14 protein-coding genes are annotated in these 16,161 nt (G+C 63.1%); 11 read left to right on the forward strand and 3 right to left on the reverse strand.

The genetic code is table 11. From position 1 onward, the window contains the following. Nucleotides 1-7 precede the first annotated feature (7 nt). The 7 genes from VE26_RS07090 to VE26_RS07120 are packed head-to-tail and all read left to right on the forward strand — an operon-like array spanning nucleotide 8 to nucleotide 5,770. Complete coding sequence (locus tag VE26_RS07090; RefSeq protein WP_046104326.1) at nucleotides 8-1,024, forward strand: formamidase; 1,017 nt, start codon at nucleotides 8-10, stop codon at nucleotides 1,022-1,024. Next, nucleotides 1,021-1,746: a biuret amidohydrolase gene (biuH, locus tag VE26_RS07095; RefSeq protein ID WP_046104327.1), complete on the forward strand. Its 726-nt coding sequence runs from the start codon at nucleotides 1,021-1,023 to the stop codon at nucleotides 1,744-1,746. Before VE26_RS07090 ends, biuH begins: the two co-directional genes overlap by 4 nt. Then, complete coding sequence (locus tag VE26_RS07100) at nucleotides 1,743-3,281, forward strand: ABC transporter ATP-binding protein (protein ID WP_046104328.1); 1,539 nt, start codon at nucleotides 1,743-1,745, stop codon at nucleotides 3,279-3,281. Before biuH ends, VE26_RS07100 begins: the two co-directional genes overlap by 4 nt. Next, nucleotides 3,281-3,964 (forward strand): cysteine hydrolase family protein, encoded by a 684-nt coding sequence (locus VE26_RS07105; RefSeq protein ID WP_046104329.1) that lies wholly within the window; start codon nucleotides 3,281-3,283, stop codon nucleotides 3,962-3,964. The genes VE26_RS07100 and VE26_RS07105 overlap by 1 nt, the downstream gene beginning before the upstream one ends. Beyond that, the gene (locus VE26_RS07110) at nucleotides 3,957-4,727 is read left to right on the forward strand and encodes a 5-formyltetrahydrofolate cyclo-ligase (RefSeq protein ID WP_046104330.1); all 771 of its coding nucleotides are present in this window, start codon (nucleotides 3,957-3,959) and stop codon (nucleotides 4,725-4,727) included. The genes VE26_RS07105 and VE26_RS07110 overlap by 8 nt, the downstream gene beginning before the upstream one ends. Next, nucleotides 4,724-5,107, forward strand: coding sequence for an oxalurate catabolism protein HpxZ (gene hpxZ, locus VE26_RS07115; RefSeq protein ID WP_046104331.1), 384 nt, complete (start codon nucleotides 4,724-4,726; stop codon nucleotides 5,105-5,107). Before VE26_RS07110 ends, hpxZ begins: the two co-directional genes overlap by 4 nt. Nucleotides 5,108-5,119: 12 nt before the next feature. Further along, nucleotides 5,120-5,770, forward strand: coding sequence for a GntR family transcriptional regulator (locus VE26_RS07120; RefSeq protein WP_046104332.1), 651 nt, complete (start codon nucleotides 5,120-5,122; stop codon nucleotides 5,768-5,770). A gap of 6 nt (nucleotides 5,771-5,776) precedes the next feature. Here the strand turns inward: VE26_RS07120 and VE26_RS07125 are convergent, their stop codons facing one another. After that, nucleotides 5,777-8,251 carry a penicillin-binding protein 1A gene (locus VE26_RS07125; RefSeq protein ID WP_046104333.1) on the reverse strand — a complete coding sequence of 825 codons (2,475 nt, stop codon included), beginning with the start codon at nucleotides 8,249-8,251 and terminating at the stop codon, nucleotides 5,777-5,779. A 100-nt stretch (nucleotides 8,252-8,351) separates the two neighbouring features. Further along, nucleotides 8,352-9,575 carry an N-acetylmuramoyl-L-alanine amidase gene (locus tag VE26_RS07130; RefSeq protein WP_052715739.1) on the reverse strand — a complete coding sequence of 408 codons (1,224 nt, stop codon included), beginning with the start codon at nucleotides 9,573-9,575 and terminating at the stop codon, nucleotides 8,352-8,354. Between the two features lie 597 nt (nucleotides 9,576-10,172). Between VE26_RS07130 and VE26_RS07135 the strand changes: the two genes are divergently transcribed. After that, nucleotides 10,173-12,890, forward strand: a complete 2,718-nt coding sequence (locus VE26_RS07135) for an Rne/Rng family ribonuclease (protein ID WP_046104334.1) — start codon at nucleotides 10,173-10,175, stop codon at nucleotides 12,888-12,890. Between the two features lie 56 nt (nucleotides 12,891-12,946). Here VE26_RS07135 and VE26_RS07140 read toward each other — a convergent pair whose 3' ends face one another. Continuing rightward, complete coding sequence (locus VE26_RS07140; RefSeq protein ID WP_046104335.1) at nucleotides 12,947-14,101, reverse strand: pyridoxal phosphate-dependent aminotransferase; 1,155 nt, start codon at nucleotides 14,099-14,101, stop codon at nucleotides 12,947-12,949. 150 nt (nucleotides 14,102-14,251) lie between these two features. On the opposite strand from VE26_RS07140, the gene VE26_RS07145 reads away from it, so the two are divergent. From VE26_RS07145 to accB, 3 genes are all read left to right on the forward strand, one after another. Next, nucleotides 14,252-15,097, forward strand: a complete 846-nt coding sequence (locus tag VE26_RS07145; RefSeq protein WP_052715740.1) for a DsbA family protein — start codon at nucleotides 14,252-14,254, stop codon at nucleotides 15,095-15,097. Between the two features lie 85 nt (nucleotides 15,098-15,182). Beyond that, complete coding sequence (gene aroQ / locus VE26_RS07150; RefSeq protein WP_046105129.1) at nucleotides 15,183-15,620, forward strand: type II 3-dehydroquinate dehydratase; 438 nt, start codon at nucleotides 15,183-15,185, stop codon at nucleotides 15,618-15,620. 28 nt (nucleotides 15,621-15,648) lie between these two features. Continuing rightward, nucleotides 15,649-16,149: an acetyl-CoA carboxylase biotin carboxyl carrier protein gene (gene accB, locus VE26_RS07155; protein WP_425283852.1), complete on the forward strand. Its 501-nt coding sequence runs from the start codon at nucleotides 15,649-15,651 to the stop codon at nucleotides 16,147-16,149. Nucleotides 16,150-16,161 lie beyond the last annotated feature (12 nt).

Genomic DNA, 16,161 nt, shown 5'->3' on the forward strand with positions numbered 1-16,161 from the left:
GCACCTCATGTCCGGACTCGGCGGTCTCAACAAATCCGACAATGGCGTGGTCATCGGCCTGGTACAGCTGCAATTGCCCGTGGTCGCGACGCCCGACGATCTTGCCCGGCAGACGGCACGCATTGTCGAGCTGGTCGGCAAGGCCCGGCGTAACCTGGGCACCATGGACCTGGTGGTCTTCCCAGAATATGCGCTGCATGGCCTTTCTATGGACATTAATCCCGCCATCATGTGCACCATGGACGGCCCCGAAGTCGCGGCGTTCAAGGCGGCCTGCCGGAACAATTCGATCTGGGGCTGTTTCTCCATCATGGAGGCCAATCCCGGCGGCAATCCCTATAATGTCGGCATCATTATCGACGATCAGGGCGAGCTCCGGCTCTATTACCGCAAGCTGCACCCCTGGGTTCCGGTCGAGCCCTGGGAGCCCGGCGACCTTGGAATTCCGGTGATCGATGGACCCAAGGGCTGCAAGCTCGGCCTCATCATCTGCCACGATGGCATGTTCCCCGAAATGGCGCGCGAGGCCGCTTACAAGGGCGCCGAGATCATGCTGCGCACTGCCGGATACACCGCGCCGATCCGCGAAGCCTGGCGCTTCACCAACCAATCCAATGCGTTCTGTAACTTGATGGTCACGGCCAATGTCTGCATGTGCGGCAGTGATGGCACCTTCGACTCGATGGGCGAAGCCATGATCTGCAATTTCGACGGCACGATCGTCGCACAGGGCACAACCGGCCGCGCCGATGAGATCATCACGGCTGAAGTCAGGCCGGACCTCGTGCGCGAAGCCCGCGCCAATTGGGGCGTCGAGAACAATATCTACCAGCTCGGTCATCGCGGCTTCACCGCCGTTGCCGGAGGCGCTCAGGACGCGCCCTACTCCTACATGCACGACCTCGTCAACGGCCGCTACCGCTTGCCCTGGGAAGAGAGCGTGAAGGTCACCGACGGCACGCCGTCGGGATTTGCGGCGCCCCAACGCCTTTATGGTGAAAGCCGCAAGGAGGCCGCCGAATGAGCCTGTCAGACGAGCGCGTCGAAGCTGCCTTGGTCCCCGGTGGCACCACCATTGCCAATGCCGATCCCTATCCCTGGCCCTTCGATGGTAATTGGGGCGCTCACAATACTGCCCTCGTGGTCATCGACATGCAGGTCGATTTCTGTGCGCCCGGCGGCTACGTCGACACCATGGGATACGATATCAGCCTCACGCGGGCACCCATCGCGCCGATCCAGCGTGTGCTCGCCGCCATGCGCGCCCGGGGCTACACCATCATCCACACCCGCGAGGGCCACAAGCCGGACCTCAGCGACTTGCCGGCCAACAAGCGCTGGCGTTCCCAGCGCATCGGTGCTGGCATCGGCGACCAGGGTCCGTGCGGCCGTATTCTCGTCCGCGGCGAGCCAGGCTGGGAGATCATCCCCGAACTGCAGCCCCTGCCCGGCGAGCAGATCATCGACAAGCCCGGCAAGGGCACCTTCATCGCCACCGATTTCGAACTGGTGCTGCGCATGAAGCACATCCGTAACATCATCTTTACCGGTGTCACGACCGACGTCTGCGTCCATACGACCATGCGCGACGCCAATGACCGCGGCTATGAATGTCTGCTGCTCGAGGATTGCTGCGCCGCCACCAAGCGCTCCAACCATGACGCGGCAATCGACATGATCAAGATGCAGGGCGGCGTCTTCGGTGCTGTCAGCATATCCGACGCCCTCATCGAGGTGCTGCCATGAACGCCCACGCGCCCTTTTCCGCCGCCGGCCGTGCCCCCTCGCTCGAGGCCATCGGCATGACCAAGATCTTTGGGCCGCTGGTTGCACTGGACGATGTCTCGATTTCCGTTCCCGCCGGCGCCTTTCATGCCCTATTGGGCGAAAACGGCGCCGGCAAGTCCACGCTCGTCAAGTCGATCATGGGCTTTTATGCGGCAGACCGTGGCCAGGTCAGGCTTGATGGGCGCGACGTTTCGATCAAGACCCCGCGCGACGCCCGCGCGCATGGCATCGGCATGGTCTACCAGCATTTCACGCTTGTGCCCTGCCTCACGGCCGCCGAAAACCTCGTTATTTCCCGCGCCGATGCGCCGTCGATCATCGACTGGCGCAAGGAGAAGAAGGCACTTTCCGACTTTATGGACGCCATGCCGTTCAAAGTGCCGCTCGATGCCCAGGTGGCAAGCCTGTCGGCCGGCGAAAAGCAGAAGCTCGAAATTCTCAAGCTCCTCTACCTCGACCAGCGCTTCATGATTCTTGATGAGCCCACCTCCGTGCTTACGCCCGGCGAAGCCGACGAAATGCTCGGGCTCCTGGGCGAAATGGCCGCGCGAAAGGAGATCACCGTCCTGATGATCTCCCACAAATTCCGCGAGGTAAAAGCCTTCTGCGACAGCTTCAGCGTCCTCCGGCGTGGCGCCCTCACCGGCACTGGCGATGCCAGATCGGCGAGCATCGCGGAAATGAGCCGCATGATGATTGGCGACACCGAAGTTCGCGAGCGTGCCGTCCGGGTCAAGCATAATGACAAGCGCGAAGTGCTCGAACTGGCCGGTATTTTCGCTGAGGACAGTGAAGCCAACCCGGTGCTTTCCTCCATCAACCTCAAGGTTAATGCCGGCGAGATCGTGGGCATTGCCGGCGTCTCGGGCAACGGCCAGTCCGCTCTGATGGAAGTTCTTTCCGGCCAGCGCGGCATGAGTGACGGCGCCATCCGGATCCATGGCCAGAACTTTACCGCCAAGCGTCGCAATTTCGACCGCTACAAGGTCTTTGGCTTGCCCGAGGAACCGCTCCGCAACGCCACCGTGCCGCGCATGAGCGTGGCCGAGAACATTGCCTTTCGCGCCTTCGACAAGCCCCCCTTTGCCCTGCGCGGCTGGTGGATGTCTCCCGGCCCTCTGCGCCGCCGCGCCGAGGAGTTGATCGCTCAGTATCGTGTCAAGACCACCTCCCCCGACGCTCCGATCGAAACCCTGTCCGGCGGCAATGTGCAGCGTGCTGTCCTCGCCCGGGAATTGTCCGGCGATGTGGACGTGCTGATCGTCGCCAATCCCTGCTTCGGCCTCGACTTCGCTTCTGTCGCCGACATCCGTAGCCAGATCATGGAGCAACGCAATCGCGGTGCCGCCATCCTTCTGATCTCGGAGGACCTGGATGAAATCCTCGAACTGGCCGATCGAGTCGCCGTCATGAGCGGTGGCACCATTACCTATGTTGCCCCCATTGAAGAGACCGACCGCAACATTATCGGTCAGCACATGGCGGGGCATTGATGCTTATCTCGATCCCCGCCCGTCCCTATCCCTATTCCCTTGATCCCCAGCACACCGCGCTCGTGGTGATCGACATGCAGCGTGACTTCATCGAGCCAGGCGGCTTCGGCGACAGTCTCGGCAACGATGTGCGCCGCCTCGAAGCCATTGTGCCGGCTACGGCAGCCTTGATTGATCTCTTTCGCAGACAGGGATGGCCCATCGTTCACACCCGCGAGGCGCATCAACCCGATCTCTCCGATTGCCCGCCCGCCAAGCGCGCGAGAGGTAAGCCTGGCCTGCGCATCGGCGACGAGGGCAGCATGGGCCGCATTCTGATCGCCGGCGAGCCGGGCAACCAGATCGTCGACGCGCTTGCTCCGCGCGAAGGTGAAATCGTCATCGACAAGCCCGGCAAAGGCATGTTTCACGCCACTGGCATTAACGAGCGTTTGCGGGAGACGGGCATTACCCATCTGGTCTTTGCCGGCGTCACCACCGAAGTTTGCGTACAGACCTCGATGCGCGAAGCCAACGATCGCGGCTACGAATGCCTGCTGGTCGAAGATGCCACCGAAAGCTATTTCCCGGCCTTCAAGGCCGCCACCATCGAAATGATCGTCGCGCAGGGGGGAATTGTCGGATGGGTCGCAACCCTGTCTGCCTTGGTCCATGCCGTCGCGAAGGAGCACGCCGATGCCTGAACCAGGCCGCTGGGCGGGCCGCAATCCGGCCAAGGACATCATCCGCCACGACATCTGGGCACAGCTCGAGGCCGAGGGAATCAATGTTGGCCCGGCCTGGAGCATGATCCCCAATTTTGCCGGCGCCGATCTCGCCGCATGGCACCTTGCCCAAACCCCGCAATGGAAAGCCGCCAAAACCGGCAAGACCAACCCCGATCATGCCCAGACCCCCATCCGCATTCGGGCGCTTTACGAGGGCAAGATCGTCTATACGCCGGTCCCCTACCTCACCAAGGACTTCCCCTATCTAAAGCTCGACCCCGTCCGGCTCCAGGCGTCCGGGATCAGCTTCGAGCTGGCCGCCACCCCCCAGGGCTTTCTTGAGCATGGCGAGAAGCTTGAATTCGAACAGGTCCAAAGGCTCGACTTCTGCGTTGTCGGCTCCGTTGCCGTCAGCCGTGCGGGTGGCCGAACCGGAAAAGGCGCTGGCTTTGCCGATCTGGAAACTGCCATTTTTCGGGAACTAGGCGTCGTCGATGCGCAGACGCCGATGGCGACCACCGTCCACTCCCTGCAACTGGTCAAAGACCGGCACATCGTTATTGAGCCGCATGACAGCCCGCTCGACTTTGTCGCTACCCAGAGCGAGTTGATCGTCACCGGCAATGCCATGCCGCGGCCCATGGGCGTGGACTGGAGCAAGGTCCGCCTCGACCAGTTCGACACCATCCCATTCCTGGCCCGACTGCGCGACCGCATGCTCGCAAGGCGGGCCGGATGATCTTCAACGACCCCCAGACCATTGCCGAGGTCGAGGCAGCGTTTTTCGCTTATGAAGCCGCGCTTCTGCGCAATGACGTTGCGGCGCTCGACGCCTTTTTCCTCCATCGGGCCGATACGATTCGCTATGGGGTGGGCGAGGTCCAGCACGGCATCGACGAAATCCGCGCCTTCCGCGCGGCACAGCGTCCATTCGAGCGGACCCTGTCCAACACCGCTATCGTCACCTATGGCCGCGACGTTGCCACCGCCTCCACCTTGTTCTATCGGGATGATTTCCCCCATCAGGTCGGCCGCCAGCAGCAGACCTGGGTCAGGACGGAAACCGGTTGGCGCGTCGCTGCCGCTCACGTGAGCATGATGGCGTCGGACCGCGGCTGAAAGGACAACGCTTTGGCAGGACCTGCGCGCACGACGGCGGAAGACATTCGTCATATCCTTGCCACGCGCATCATCAATGGGGAATTGCGCCCAGGCTCGCCCCTGGACGAAAGCGGTCTGGCGACCGAGTTTTCAGTGTCGCGCACGCCGATCCGCGAAGCCTTGCGTCTATTGCGCGCCAGTGGCCTCGTGGACCAGCGGCCTCATTCGAGCGCTGTCGTCGCCAAGCCGGACGAGGCAACGCTGGCAGGCATGTTCGAAGTCATGGCCTATCTGGAGGCCCTGTGCGCCGGGCTCTGTGCCAGCATGATGAACGGCGGCGAACGCCAGGCGCTATCGGCCATGCATGCCGAGATGGCGGCGCTTATGCGCTCGGGCAATCACCAAGCTTATGTGGACGCCAACGAGGCCTTCCATTCGCTGATTTATGATGGCGCTCACAACGCCTATCTGGCCGAGCTCGCCCGCTCGACGCGTCAGCGCCTGCAGCCCTTCCGCCGCGCCCAGTTTTCCTCGCTGGGGCGGCTCGGTCGTTCTCACGAAGAACATTCCAGGGTCGTCGCGGCCATCCTGTGCGGCGACCGCGCAGGCGCGGAGAGCGCCATGCGCGATCACCTGGGCATTGTCGAAACCACCTGGCAGAAAATGGCGACCGCCACCTGAAGCCGTCTACTGCCAGCGACTCTGGCCCATATTCGGGTCGAGATAGGTGCCACCGCCCTGCGGCGCGCTGACGATGCTCGAGCCATATTGCTGCTGCATCATCTGTTCGCGCTGATAGGCGTCATAGGCGGCAACGTCCACGCCGATCACCGAAGTCATCGAATTGGGGCCCGTACCCGGCTTGAACGCTTCCTGGATTGCGGACTGGCCCTCGAACGCCTTCACGCCACTATTGGGGTTGATCCAGGCCGTGACCATGCCCGAGGGCACGTTGAAGGGCGTCGCCGGCTTACCCTGCAGCGCCTTGGCCATGAAATTGGTGAAGATCGGCACAGCCATGCCGCCGCCGGTCGAAGCCGACCCCATCGAGCGTGGCTGGTCGAAGCCGACATAGACACCGACGGCCAGTTCGGGCGTAAAGCCAACGAACCAGGCATCCTTGTAATCGTTGGTCGTGCCGGTCTTGCCGGCGACGGGACGATTGAGCGCCCGGGCCGCGGTACCGGTACCGCGCTGCACGACACCTTCCATCATCGAGGTGATCTGGTAGGCCGTCATCGGGTCCAGGACCTGCTGGCGGGTATCAACGATGCGCGGCTCGCCCTGCCCATGCCAGTCGGTCGCCTCGCATCCTTCGCAAACGCGCTCGTCATGCCGGTAGATCGTCTTGCCGTAGCGGTCCTGCACACGGTCGATCAGCGTCGGCACGATCTTGCGGCCGCCATTGGCAATTGTCGCATAGGCCGAGGTCATGCGCATGGCCGTTGTTTCCCCCGCGCCCAGCGACATGGCCAGAACGGGCTGCATATCGTCATAGATACCGAACAATCGCGCATAGTCGGCAATCAGTGGCATGCCGATATCGCGTGCCAGGCGCACCGTCATCACATTGCGGCTGCGCTCGATGCCGCGCCGCAAGGTCTGCGGACCATAAAATTCCTGCGCATAGTTTTCCGGGCGCCACACCGAACCGTCGCTCATCCGGACCTCGATCGGGGCATCCAGCACCACGGAGGCTGGCGTGTAGCCATTGTCCAGCGCTGCAGCATATACGATTGGCTTGAACGAAGACCCAGGCTGGCGCAAGGCCTGGGTCGCGCGGTTGAACTCGCTTTCCGCGAAGGAAAAGCCGCCGACCATGGCGAGCACACGGCCCGTGCGCGGGTCCATGGCTACCAGCGCGCCCTCGACCTCAGGAACCTGCTCGAGCGTATAGATGCCCTCCTTGCCGGCAACCGGGGACACATAGACCACGTCGCCGACGCTGAGCAGATCCTGCACCGGTCGCGAAACCCATTTGATTTCCGGGCCCGATAGCACGCCTTCGACACGGTCGGGGGAAATGGCACCGTCGACGTCGTTTTCCGGCCGCAGGCCGATCCGCGCCTGGTTGCCGCCAACCTCCAGCACCACCGCCAATTGCCATTCCGGCACGTCGCTCAGCGGCTTGATTGCGGCCACGGCAGCGCCCCAGTCCTCGCCCAGCTCGATGCTGGCGACAGGCTCGCGGAAGCCGCGTGTATGGTCGTAGGCGATCAGGCCATCCATGAGCGCCCGGCGGGCATATTCCTGCAGCCTGGGCTCCAGCGTGGTGCGGACGGACAGACCACCACCATAGAGCTGGTCTTCGCCATAGAGCCGCGCCAGCGCACGACGGACATCCTCGGTGAAATATTCAGCCGAATAGACCTGGCTGCCGGAAGCGCGCGGGATGACGTTGAGCGGCTCCTGCTTGGCGGCGGCGGCGTCTTCGTAGGAGACATAGCCATTCTCCACCATGCGATCGATCACCCAATTGCGCCGCTCGATGCCCTGCTGGGTCCGCCGGAACGGGTGGTAATTGTTGGGCCCCTTGGGCAGCGCCGCGATATAGGCCGCCTCCGGCAGCGTCAGCTGATAGAGCGCCTTATCGAAATAATTGAGCGCCGCGGCGGCAACGCCATAGGAATTGAGGCCGAGGAAGATTTCGTTGAGATAGAGCTCGAGGATCTTGTCCTTGGAAAATGTCGACTCGATCCGCAACGCCAGAATGGCTTCCTGAATCTTGCGGTCCCAGGTCTGCTCGGAAGTCAGCAGGAAGTTTTTCGCGACCTGCTGGGTGATCGAGGAGCCGCCACCCTGGATGGAATTATTGCCTTCCAGCCGCGCCAGCACGTTGTCGCGCAATGCGCGCACCACGCCGTCGATGGCGATGCCGCTATGGCTGTAGAAATCTTTATCCTCGGCGGAAAGGAACGCTTCGACCAGCAGCGGCGGAATGGTCTCGACCGGCTGGAACAGGCGCCGCTCGCGGGCATATTCGGCCAGCAGCGTCCCGTCTGCGGCATGCACGCGTGTGGTCACCGGCGGCTGGTAGTCCTGCAGCACGGTATAGTCGGGCAATTGCGAGGTGACGCTGGCAACGTAGATCGCAGCGGCGCCCACTGCGCCCAGCGCCATGAACATACCGAAGCCGAAGAGCCAGCCGAGCAATCGAAACATTATTTACCTCGCGCCGCGCAACCGGCGAACCAACCGAAAGCATAGCAGAATCGGGGACCAAAGGGGATCACATTGAGAGGCGCCAAAGCCGCGGACGCGATCATGGCTCTTCCTGCAACGTGTCGAAATAAGTGGAGATGCCGCGCGCGATCGCCTCGGCGGTACGGTCGCGCCAGTCCGACTGCATGAGGTTGGCCGCGTCGCTGGCATTGGAGAGAAAGCCCAACTCGACCAGGACGGAAGGGACGTCGGGCGCCTGCAGCACGAAGAAATCGGCCTGTCGCACGGGAAAGCGCCGTAGCTCAACGCTGGGCTCGAGCTGGTGCACGATCGACTGGGCAGCCATGAAGGATTGCACCCGCATTTCGCGTCGCATCAGATCGAGCAGGATATCCACCACTTCGGCGGTCATCAGCGGCATGGAAAAGCCGGCAATGACATCCGACTTGTTTTCGGTTTCCGCCAGCACCTTGTCCAGCACGTCCGTGGCGTTCTCGTCGCGCGTATAGACGCTGGCCCCGCGGATCTCGGGCTGCTGGAAGCTGTCGGCGTGGATCGAAATGAGAAGGTCCGCGCGGTTCGTCCGCGCAAGTGCAACCCGCTCCTCGAGCCGCAGATAGGTGTCGGTCTCGCGCGTCAGCGCCACGTCGAACCGTCCCGATTCCACCAGCAATTCCTGCAGCCGCAGCGAGAAAGCCAGCACGATATCCTTTTCACGGATGCCCTCGGGTGTCTCGGCGCCGCTGTCGATCCCACCATGCCCTGGATCGATGACCACCAGCGGCCGGGTGCCGATTGGCAGTTCCGACCCACCCGCCGGCGTCGAGACACCAGAAGGAGCCGCGCTCGCAGAGGCGACCCGGTCGCGCTCCACATTGGCTGCGAACTCCTCTGCGGTGGCGGGAATGATGTCCACAACCAGCCGCGCCGGTTGCCCTTCGAACGGGTCGAGCACATAGGCCTGCTGCACCTGGGCCGGGCCCGACAGGGTCAGCGTCGTACGCACCCGGTCGGGCGCCGCCTGTTCGATCACATAGCCGGAGACCACCCCTTCCCCGGCGGGCACGCCTTCGGTTTCCTGCACGGAAAACGTCCCTGCTCGCACATCGATGGCCAGGCGCGCGGGGTCATCGAGAGAGACGAAGGAAAATTCGGTGCGTGCTGCTAGGTCGATCACCAGCCGCGCCCGCTCCGGCGTGGCGGTGATGCGTGCGTCGATGACGTTGGGCAGCGGCGGCAGGATCGCTGCATCCTGCGCACTGGCCAGTCCCGGCAGGATGAGGGCCAGAATGAGTACCAACCGGAAGAGAAAATGTCTGGTCAAGACGCGACCTGGCTCCTGCGCTCGTGTGCCTGCAATCTCGCGCTTGCGCCACGATTCTCCTGCACCACGCTGCCTTATGCGATGATTTGCGTTCATGGCAAAGAAATGACCGTTCAAATCCGTGTAGGAGCGTGCCTTTTGACTTTCCTGTTGCCATTCGGGCCCAACTTTTCTACACGCTAGAGAGGAAGGCGCGTGTGTTCCGTGGCCATTTTGGAGGGGCTGACAACCCTCCCTTGGTTGGGAACAGGGCTGGTACAGGCTGCAATCGGCGGCCCGGTCCAGAACGGACGTTGCGGTTTGCGCGCCTGACCGACGAATTTCGGCCCCCGGGCCGGACGGTGGCGGGTCCATCTTGCCACCCAACAGGAAGAGGTCAAATGGCCCGCAGGCGGAGTACACGCGACGCGATCGAAATTACCGATTGCCGCTTTGCATCGCCCTCCATGCCGGCCTTGATCACCATTATCCCGGCGCTGAACGTGAGAGGTTCGCGCCCTACCCCACTCAACAACCCATTCGCCCCGCAATGCGCCACACCCAGGATGCCCGCTTCCCGGCGTCCTCTTGTCGGCGCGCGGGTGCGCGGAGCTCATTATGGCGACCAAGAGAATGCTGGTGGATGCCATCCACCCGGAAGAAACACGGATTGTCGTTACCGCCGGTAACCGGCTGGAGGAATTCGACTTCGAATCGGCGACCCGCCGCCAATTGCGGGGCAACATCTACCTGGCAAAGGTCACTCGGGTCGAACCGTCGCTGCAGGCGGCGTTCGTCGAGTATGGCGGCAATCGCCACGGTTTTCTCGCCTTCAGCGAAATCCACCCCGATTACTACCAGATCCCCGTAGCCGACCGCGAAGCCCTGCTGCGCGACGAAGAGCATGACGACGATCACCACGACGAGGCCGAAGACACCACTTCGGTGCCCGAAGGTGTTGCTGAAACCGACGCAGAGGCCGATCCCCAGGAGCATGGCGAAGAAAGCCATATCGAGCAGGCCCCGGCCAACAGCGAGCCAGTCGAATCCATCGGTGGTGCCGACGCGCTCGAGGAAGTGCCCGAGCGCCGCCGCTCCAGCCAGCAGCGCCGCCACCAGTACAAGATCCAGGAAGTCATCAAGCGCCGCCAGGTGATGCTGGTGCAGGTGGTCAAGGAAGAACGCGGCAACAAGGGCGCCGCTCTCACCACCTATCTTTCGCTGGCCGGCCGCTATTCGGTACTCATGCCCAATACCGCTCGTGGCGGCGGCATCTCGCGCAAGATCACCAACGCTGCCGACCGCAAGCGCCTGAAGGAAATCACGTCCGATCTGGAAGTGCCCCAGGGCATGGGTGTCATCCTGCGCACCGCCGGCGCCTCGCGCACCAAGGCCGAGGTCAAGCGTGACTTTGAGTATTTGATGCGCTTGTGGGAAAGCGTGCGCACGCTCACCCTGCAGAGCCAGGCGCCTTGCCTCGTCTATGAGGAAGGCAGCCTGATCAAGCGGACCATCCGCGATCTTTACAACAAGGACATCGATGAAGTTTTCGTGGCCGGCGACGCCGCCTTCCGCGAAGCCAAGGACTTCATGAAGATGATCATGCCGAGCCACGCCAAGAACGTGCAGCTCTATAAGGATGATCAGCCGCTCTTTTCTAAATATGGCATCGAAGCCCAGCTTGATTCCATGTTCTCGCCGACGGTGACCCTGCCTTCCGGCGGCTATATCGTCATCAACCCGACCGAAGCGCTCGTTTCCATCGACGTCAATTCGGGTCGCTCCACCAAGGAGCATAATATCGAGGACACCGCGCTCCAGACCAATCTGGAAGCGGCCGATGAAGTTGCCCGCCAGTTGCGGTTGCGCGATCTGGCAGGCCTCATCGTCATCGACTTCATCGACATGATGGAGAACCGCTCCAACCGGGCCGTCGAGCGCAAGCTCAAGGATTGTCTCAAGGACGATCGTGCCCGCATTCAGGTGGGCCGTATCTCCCATTTCGGCCTCATGGAAATGAGCCGCCAGCGCATCCGCTTCGGCGTCGTGGAAAGCTCTACCCACAAGTGCCCGATCTGCGACGGCACGGGCCTGGTCCGTTCCACCGAGAGCCTGGCGCTGATGATCATGCGTCACATCGAGGACCATGTCCTGCGCAAGCAGGGTCAGTCGATCAATGTCCGCGTGCCGGTCGAGGTCGCGCTCTACATTCTCAACTACAAGCGCGAGACGCTGACCCAGCTCGAGATCCGCAACAATCTCTCGATCACCATCACCGCCGATGGCAAGCTGGCTGGCCATGACTTCCAGATCGAGAAGGGCGAGACCCGCGTGTCCGCCTATGCGGAGACGCGTGCCGCCGCCCATGTTCGCGTCGACAGCGCGGTGATCGAAGACGAGGTCGAGGAAGAAGACGTCGACGTCGAAACCGAGGCAGAGACCGAGGACGCATCGGAAACCGAAGCTCGCGCCGAGAGCGGCGAAGGCGAAGGCAATGGCCGCCGCCGCCGCCGGCGTCGTCGTCGGGGTGGCCGCAATGGCGATTCTGCGCCTCAGCAAGCCACCGAAAATGGTGCGTCCGCTGAGGATGCCGCCGAAGGTGACACCGATGAGGGTGAAGAGGCCAGTGAAGCCGGCCCCGTCGCCGAAGGCGAGGACACCGAAGGCGAACAGCGTCGTCGCCGTCGTCGCGGCCGTCGCGGCGGTCGTCGCAATCGTCGCGAGAACGGCGATGCCGAGGTGAGTGCGGAACCGGTCGCTGAAGCTGCGGTCGCAGCCGCTGCCGACGCGATCGTCGAGCATGTCTCGCTCGAAGACGCTCCTGTCGAGACACCTGCGCCAGAGGCGACCCCCGTTTCCGAGGCCGCTGCCGTCGCCGAGGAAGCTCCTGCGGCCGAGGAAAAGCCAAAGCGTAAGCCACGGAGCCGCAAGAAGGTGACCGAGACGGAAGAATCGGCGCCTGCCGAGACGACGCCCGTCGACGCTGCAGCCACGGAGCCGGTTGCCGAGGAAAAGCCAAAGCGCAAGCCGCGTACCCGCAAGAAGGCCGAGCCTGCTGAAGCAGCCCCCGAAGCTGCGGTGACCGAGGCCGTCCCCGCCGCTGCCGAGCCGGCTGAGGCCCCCGTGGCTGAAGCCCCCGCGACTGAGGAAAAGAAGCCGGCTCGTACGCGCCGGGTGAAGAAGGAACTGCCGCCCGAAGGCGTGGTGGTGACGTCCAGCTCCGCCGCGGCCGATGACGAGAGCCCGGCTGCCGTCGAAGGCAGCTCGGATGGTGAGCCAGAACCTGAAAAGAAGAAGAAGGTCGGTTGGTGGCAGCGCCGCCTCGGCCTCGGCTAGAAACGAGAAGGGCGGCCTCCGGGCCGCCCTTTTTCATCACGCTGCGCCGCGCGGCCTTATCCGCCGACCGAGAGAAACCGTGATAGCCGCTCTAGCGCCATGTCGATGCTCTGCCGCGTCCCTGCATAGCTGAACCGGACATAGCCGTGTCCGTCGGTGCGATCGAAATCGATGCCCGGCGTCGCCGCGACGCCCGCCTGATCCAGCATCGCTTCGCAAAAAGCCAGCGAATCATCGGAAAAGCGCTTGATACCGGCATAGGCATAGAAGGCGCCATCGCCGCTCACAGGCAGGTCAAAGCCCAGCTGTCGCAGCCCATCGGTCAGAAGCGTACGGTTGGTCGCATAGCTGGCTTTCTGCACTTCCGCATAGTCGCGTTCGCCCAGCGCCACCGTCGCCGCGATCTGGCTCAGCGTCGGGGCGGAAATGAAAAGGTTCTGCTGCAGGATTTCGGCGCGCCGGACCAGCGCTTCGGGCATGACCATCCAGCCGATCCGCCATCCCGTCATGCAGTAATATTTAGAGAAGCTGTTGATGACGATGGCGTCCCGCGTCAGCTCCAGCGCGCTGACGGAAGGCCCGCGATAATCGAGCCCATGATAGATTTCGTCCGAAATGAACGTCACCCCGAGCCGCTTGCAGGTTGAGATGATATCGGCAAGTCCGGCCCGGTCCACGGCGGCGCCTGTCGGATTGGCGGGGCTTGCAAACAGCAATCCCTCGAAAGGCTGACGGGCATAGGCAGCTTCGATATCGGCCCCGCTCAAATGCCAGCCCCGCGCCGCCGTCACCGGAATTTCGGCGATGCCGAAGCCCAGCCCCAGCAGCGTGTTGACATAGGCCGGATAGCCGGGCCGCGTGATGGCGATACGCGCGCCGGGCCGGAAGGCCGTGTGAAAGGCGAGGATGAAGCCTGCCGAAGATCCCATCGTGGCCAAGATCAGGTCGGGATCGAGTGAAACCCCGTGCTGCTCCTCGTAGTAGCGGGCGAGACCTTCGCGCAGCTCCGTCATGCCCTTCGCATTGGTATAGCCCTGCGGCTGCGGCAGGGCCTGGCGTACGGCTTCGATCACGCGTGGCGCCGGCGGCTGGCCGGGCTCCCCCACTTCCAGGTGGCACACGCTGCGCCCCTGCCCTTCGAGCAGTTTGGCGCGCTTGAGGATGTCCATGGCATAGAACGGCATCAGGGCGTCGGGCGAAGGCGAGGTCATGGCAGCTCCGGTCGTTTGCGCCGGGACTAGCCCGAAGCGTCCCGCACCTCAACCACATTTGATGCAGGTGCAAACGCACTCTCCATAATCGGGTGCTAGTTTGACGCGGCGTCTGCTAGAAGATCGCACCGACTCGACTGGAGCTGCTGCATGCACCGCCTCACCATCGCTCTGGCCGCCCTGGCTGGAATTCTCGCCGGCGCCCTGGGCTTTTCCCTGCTCAATCCCCCGGCGCCGGAAACCGATGCCGTGGCCGTTCGCGCCATCGTCGAGCAGGTGCTTGCCGAGCAGCCTGCGCCCGAGGCGCCTTCCATTGCCGCGCTCGATCCCGCGACGCTCAATCCGATGATCGAGGATTATCTGATGAGCGACCCCAAGCTTCTGCAACGCCTTTCGGTGGCCCTTGAAGATACGCTGCGTGTCGAGGAGCAGGCGCGCACGGAAACCGCCATGACCGAGTACCGGGATGCGATCTTCAACGCACCGGACCAGATCGTGGTTGGCAATCCCGAGGGCGATGTCACGCTGGTGGAGTTCTTCGACTATAATTGCGGTTATTGCCGCGCCGCGGTCCCCGACCTTGCGGCGCTGATTGCCGAAGATCCCAATCTCAAGGTGATCCTCAAGGAATTTCCCATCCTGTCGAACGAATCCATCGACGCCGCGCGGGTTGGCGTCCTCGTCGGCCAGAGCGAGGCCGACTACTGGAGCTTTCACGAGACGCTGTTCTCGAGTCGTGGCAAGGTCGACAAGGCCGTTGCCCTCCAGGCCGCTGCAGACCAGGGCCTTTCCCCGGTCGATCTCGAACTGCGCATGGGCCAGGAATCGGTCGCTCGCTCCATCCAGGGCTCCTATGAAATCGCCCAGGCTTTGGGCATTACCGGCACGCCGACCTACATCATCGGCAACGAAATCATTCCCGGCGCCATCGGTGCCGATGAATTGCGCAGCCGTATCGCCAATATGCGCGAATGTGGGCGCACCCTGTGTAGCTAGTGCACGCAGGTTGCTAGCATTTCCGGTGCATTTCGTGTAACCGCCCTTGCGCCGGTCAATTTGGCCGGTGCACAAGACTTGGATCATGACCAAACGCGTTCTCGTCCTCAACGGCCCGAACCTCAACCTGCTCGGCACGCGCGAGCCGGAAACCTATGGTTCGGAAACGCTCGGGGACGTTGAGGCCCTGTGCAGGCACACGGCCGGCGAACTTGGCCTCACGGTCGATTTTCGCCAGTCCAACCACGAGGGCGAGCTGGTCACCTGGATTCAGGAGGCGCGCCAGACTGCCGATGCCATCCTGATCAATCCGGCCGCCTACTCGCACACCTCGGTCGCCATCCACGATGCCCTTCGGGCCGTGGCTCTGCCGGTCGCGGAAGTGCATCTCACCAATATCCATCAGCGCGAAGCGTTCCGACATCATTCCTATGTGTCGTCGGTCGCTTTTGGCGTCATTTGCGGCTTTGGCAGCCTGGGGTATAAGCTCGCCCTGCAAGCCTTGGCCCAAAAACTCAAATGAAGCTTCGACGCGCGAAGCCGGGAGACCGATAGAAATGACGAAGTCCTCGCTGGATCAGGACCTGATCCGCGCCATCGCCGAACTGCTCAACAAGGAAAACCTTGCCGAGATCGAAATCGAGCAGGAAGACCTCCGGGTTCGCGTCACCCGGTCCTATCCCAATGAAGCGCCGACCTATGCGCATGCGCCCATGCAATACATGGCCGCGCCCGCGCCGGCGGCTGCCCCCAGCGCGCCTGCCGGCTCCGTGCCGGCTGCCGCCACTCCGGCCAAGGCCGAAGACCTTGCCTCCAATCCGGGCACTCTGACCTCGCCGATGGTCGGCACGGCCTACCGGTCGCCTGAACCCGGCAAGCCCTCTTTCGTGGAGGTCGGCGCCAAGGTGACCGAGGGCCAGACGGTGCTCATCATCGAGGCCATGAAGACCATGAACCAGATTCCGGCACACCGCTCCGGCACGGTCACGCGCATCCTCGTGGACGACGCCCAGCCGGTTGAATATGGCGAGCCGCTCGTCGTCATCGAGTAAGAGGACTTTCCC

The organism is Devosia chinhatensis (assembly GCF_000969445.1).
Lineage (GTDB): Bacteria > Pseudomonadota > Alphaproteobacteria > Rhizobiales > Devosiaceae > Devosia > Devosia chinhatensis.

Bases quoted from the DNA above. Each gene is read 5' to 3' on its own strand.
- VE26_RS07135 (WP_046104334.1), top strand. From the start codon at position 10,173: ATGGCGACCAAGAGAATGCTGGTGGATGCCATCCACCCGGAAGAAACA.
- hpxZ (WP_046104331.1), top strand. From the start codon at position 4,724: ATGATCTTCAACGACCCCCAGACCATTGCCGAGGTCGAGGCAGCGTTT.
- VE26_RS07100 (WP_046104328.1), top strand. From the start codon at position 1,743: ATGAACGCCCACGCGCCCTTTTCCGCCGCCGGCCGTGCCCCCTCGCTC.
- VE26_RS07125 (WP_046104333.1), bottom strand. From the start codon at position 8,251: ATGTTTCGATTGCTCGGCTGGCTCTTCGGCTTCGGTATGTTCATGGCG.
- VE26_RS07105 (WP_046104329.1), top strand. From the start codon at position 3,281: ATGCTTATCTCGATCCCCGCCCGTCCCTATCCCTATTCCCTTGATCCC.
- aroQ (WP_046105129.1), top strand. From the start codon at position 15,183: ATGACCAAACGCGTTCTCGTCCTCAACGGCCCGAACCTCAACCTGCTC.
- VE26_RS07140 (WP_046104335.1), bottom strand. From the start codon at position 14,101: ATGACCTCGCCTTCGCCCGACGCCCTGATGCCGTTCTATGCCATGGAC.
- biuH (WP_046104327.1), top strand. From the start codon at position 1,021: ATGAGCCTGTCAGACGAGCGCGTCGAAGCTGCCTTGGTCCCCGGTGGC.
- VE26_RS07090 (WP_046104326.1), top strand. From the start codon at position 8: ATGTCCGGACTCGGCGGTCTCAACAAATCCGACAATGGCGTGGTCATC.
- VE26_RS07145 (WP_052715740.1), top strand. From the start codon at position 14,252: ATGCACCGCCTCACCATCGCTCTGGCCGCCCTGGCTGGAATTCTCGCC.
- VE26_RS07110 (WP_046104330.1), top strand. From the start codon at position 3,957: ATGCCTGAACCAGGCCGCTGGGCGGGCCGCAATCCGGCCAAGGACATC.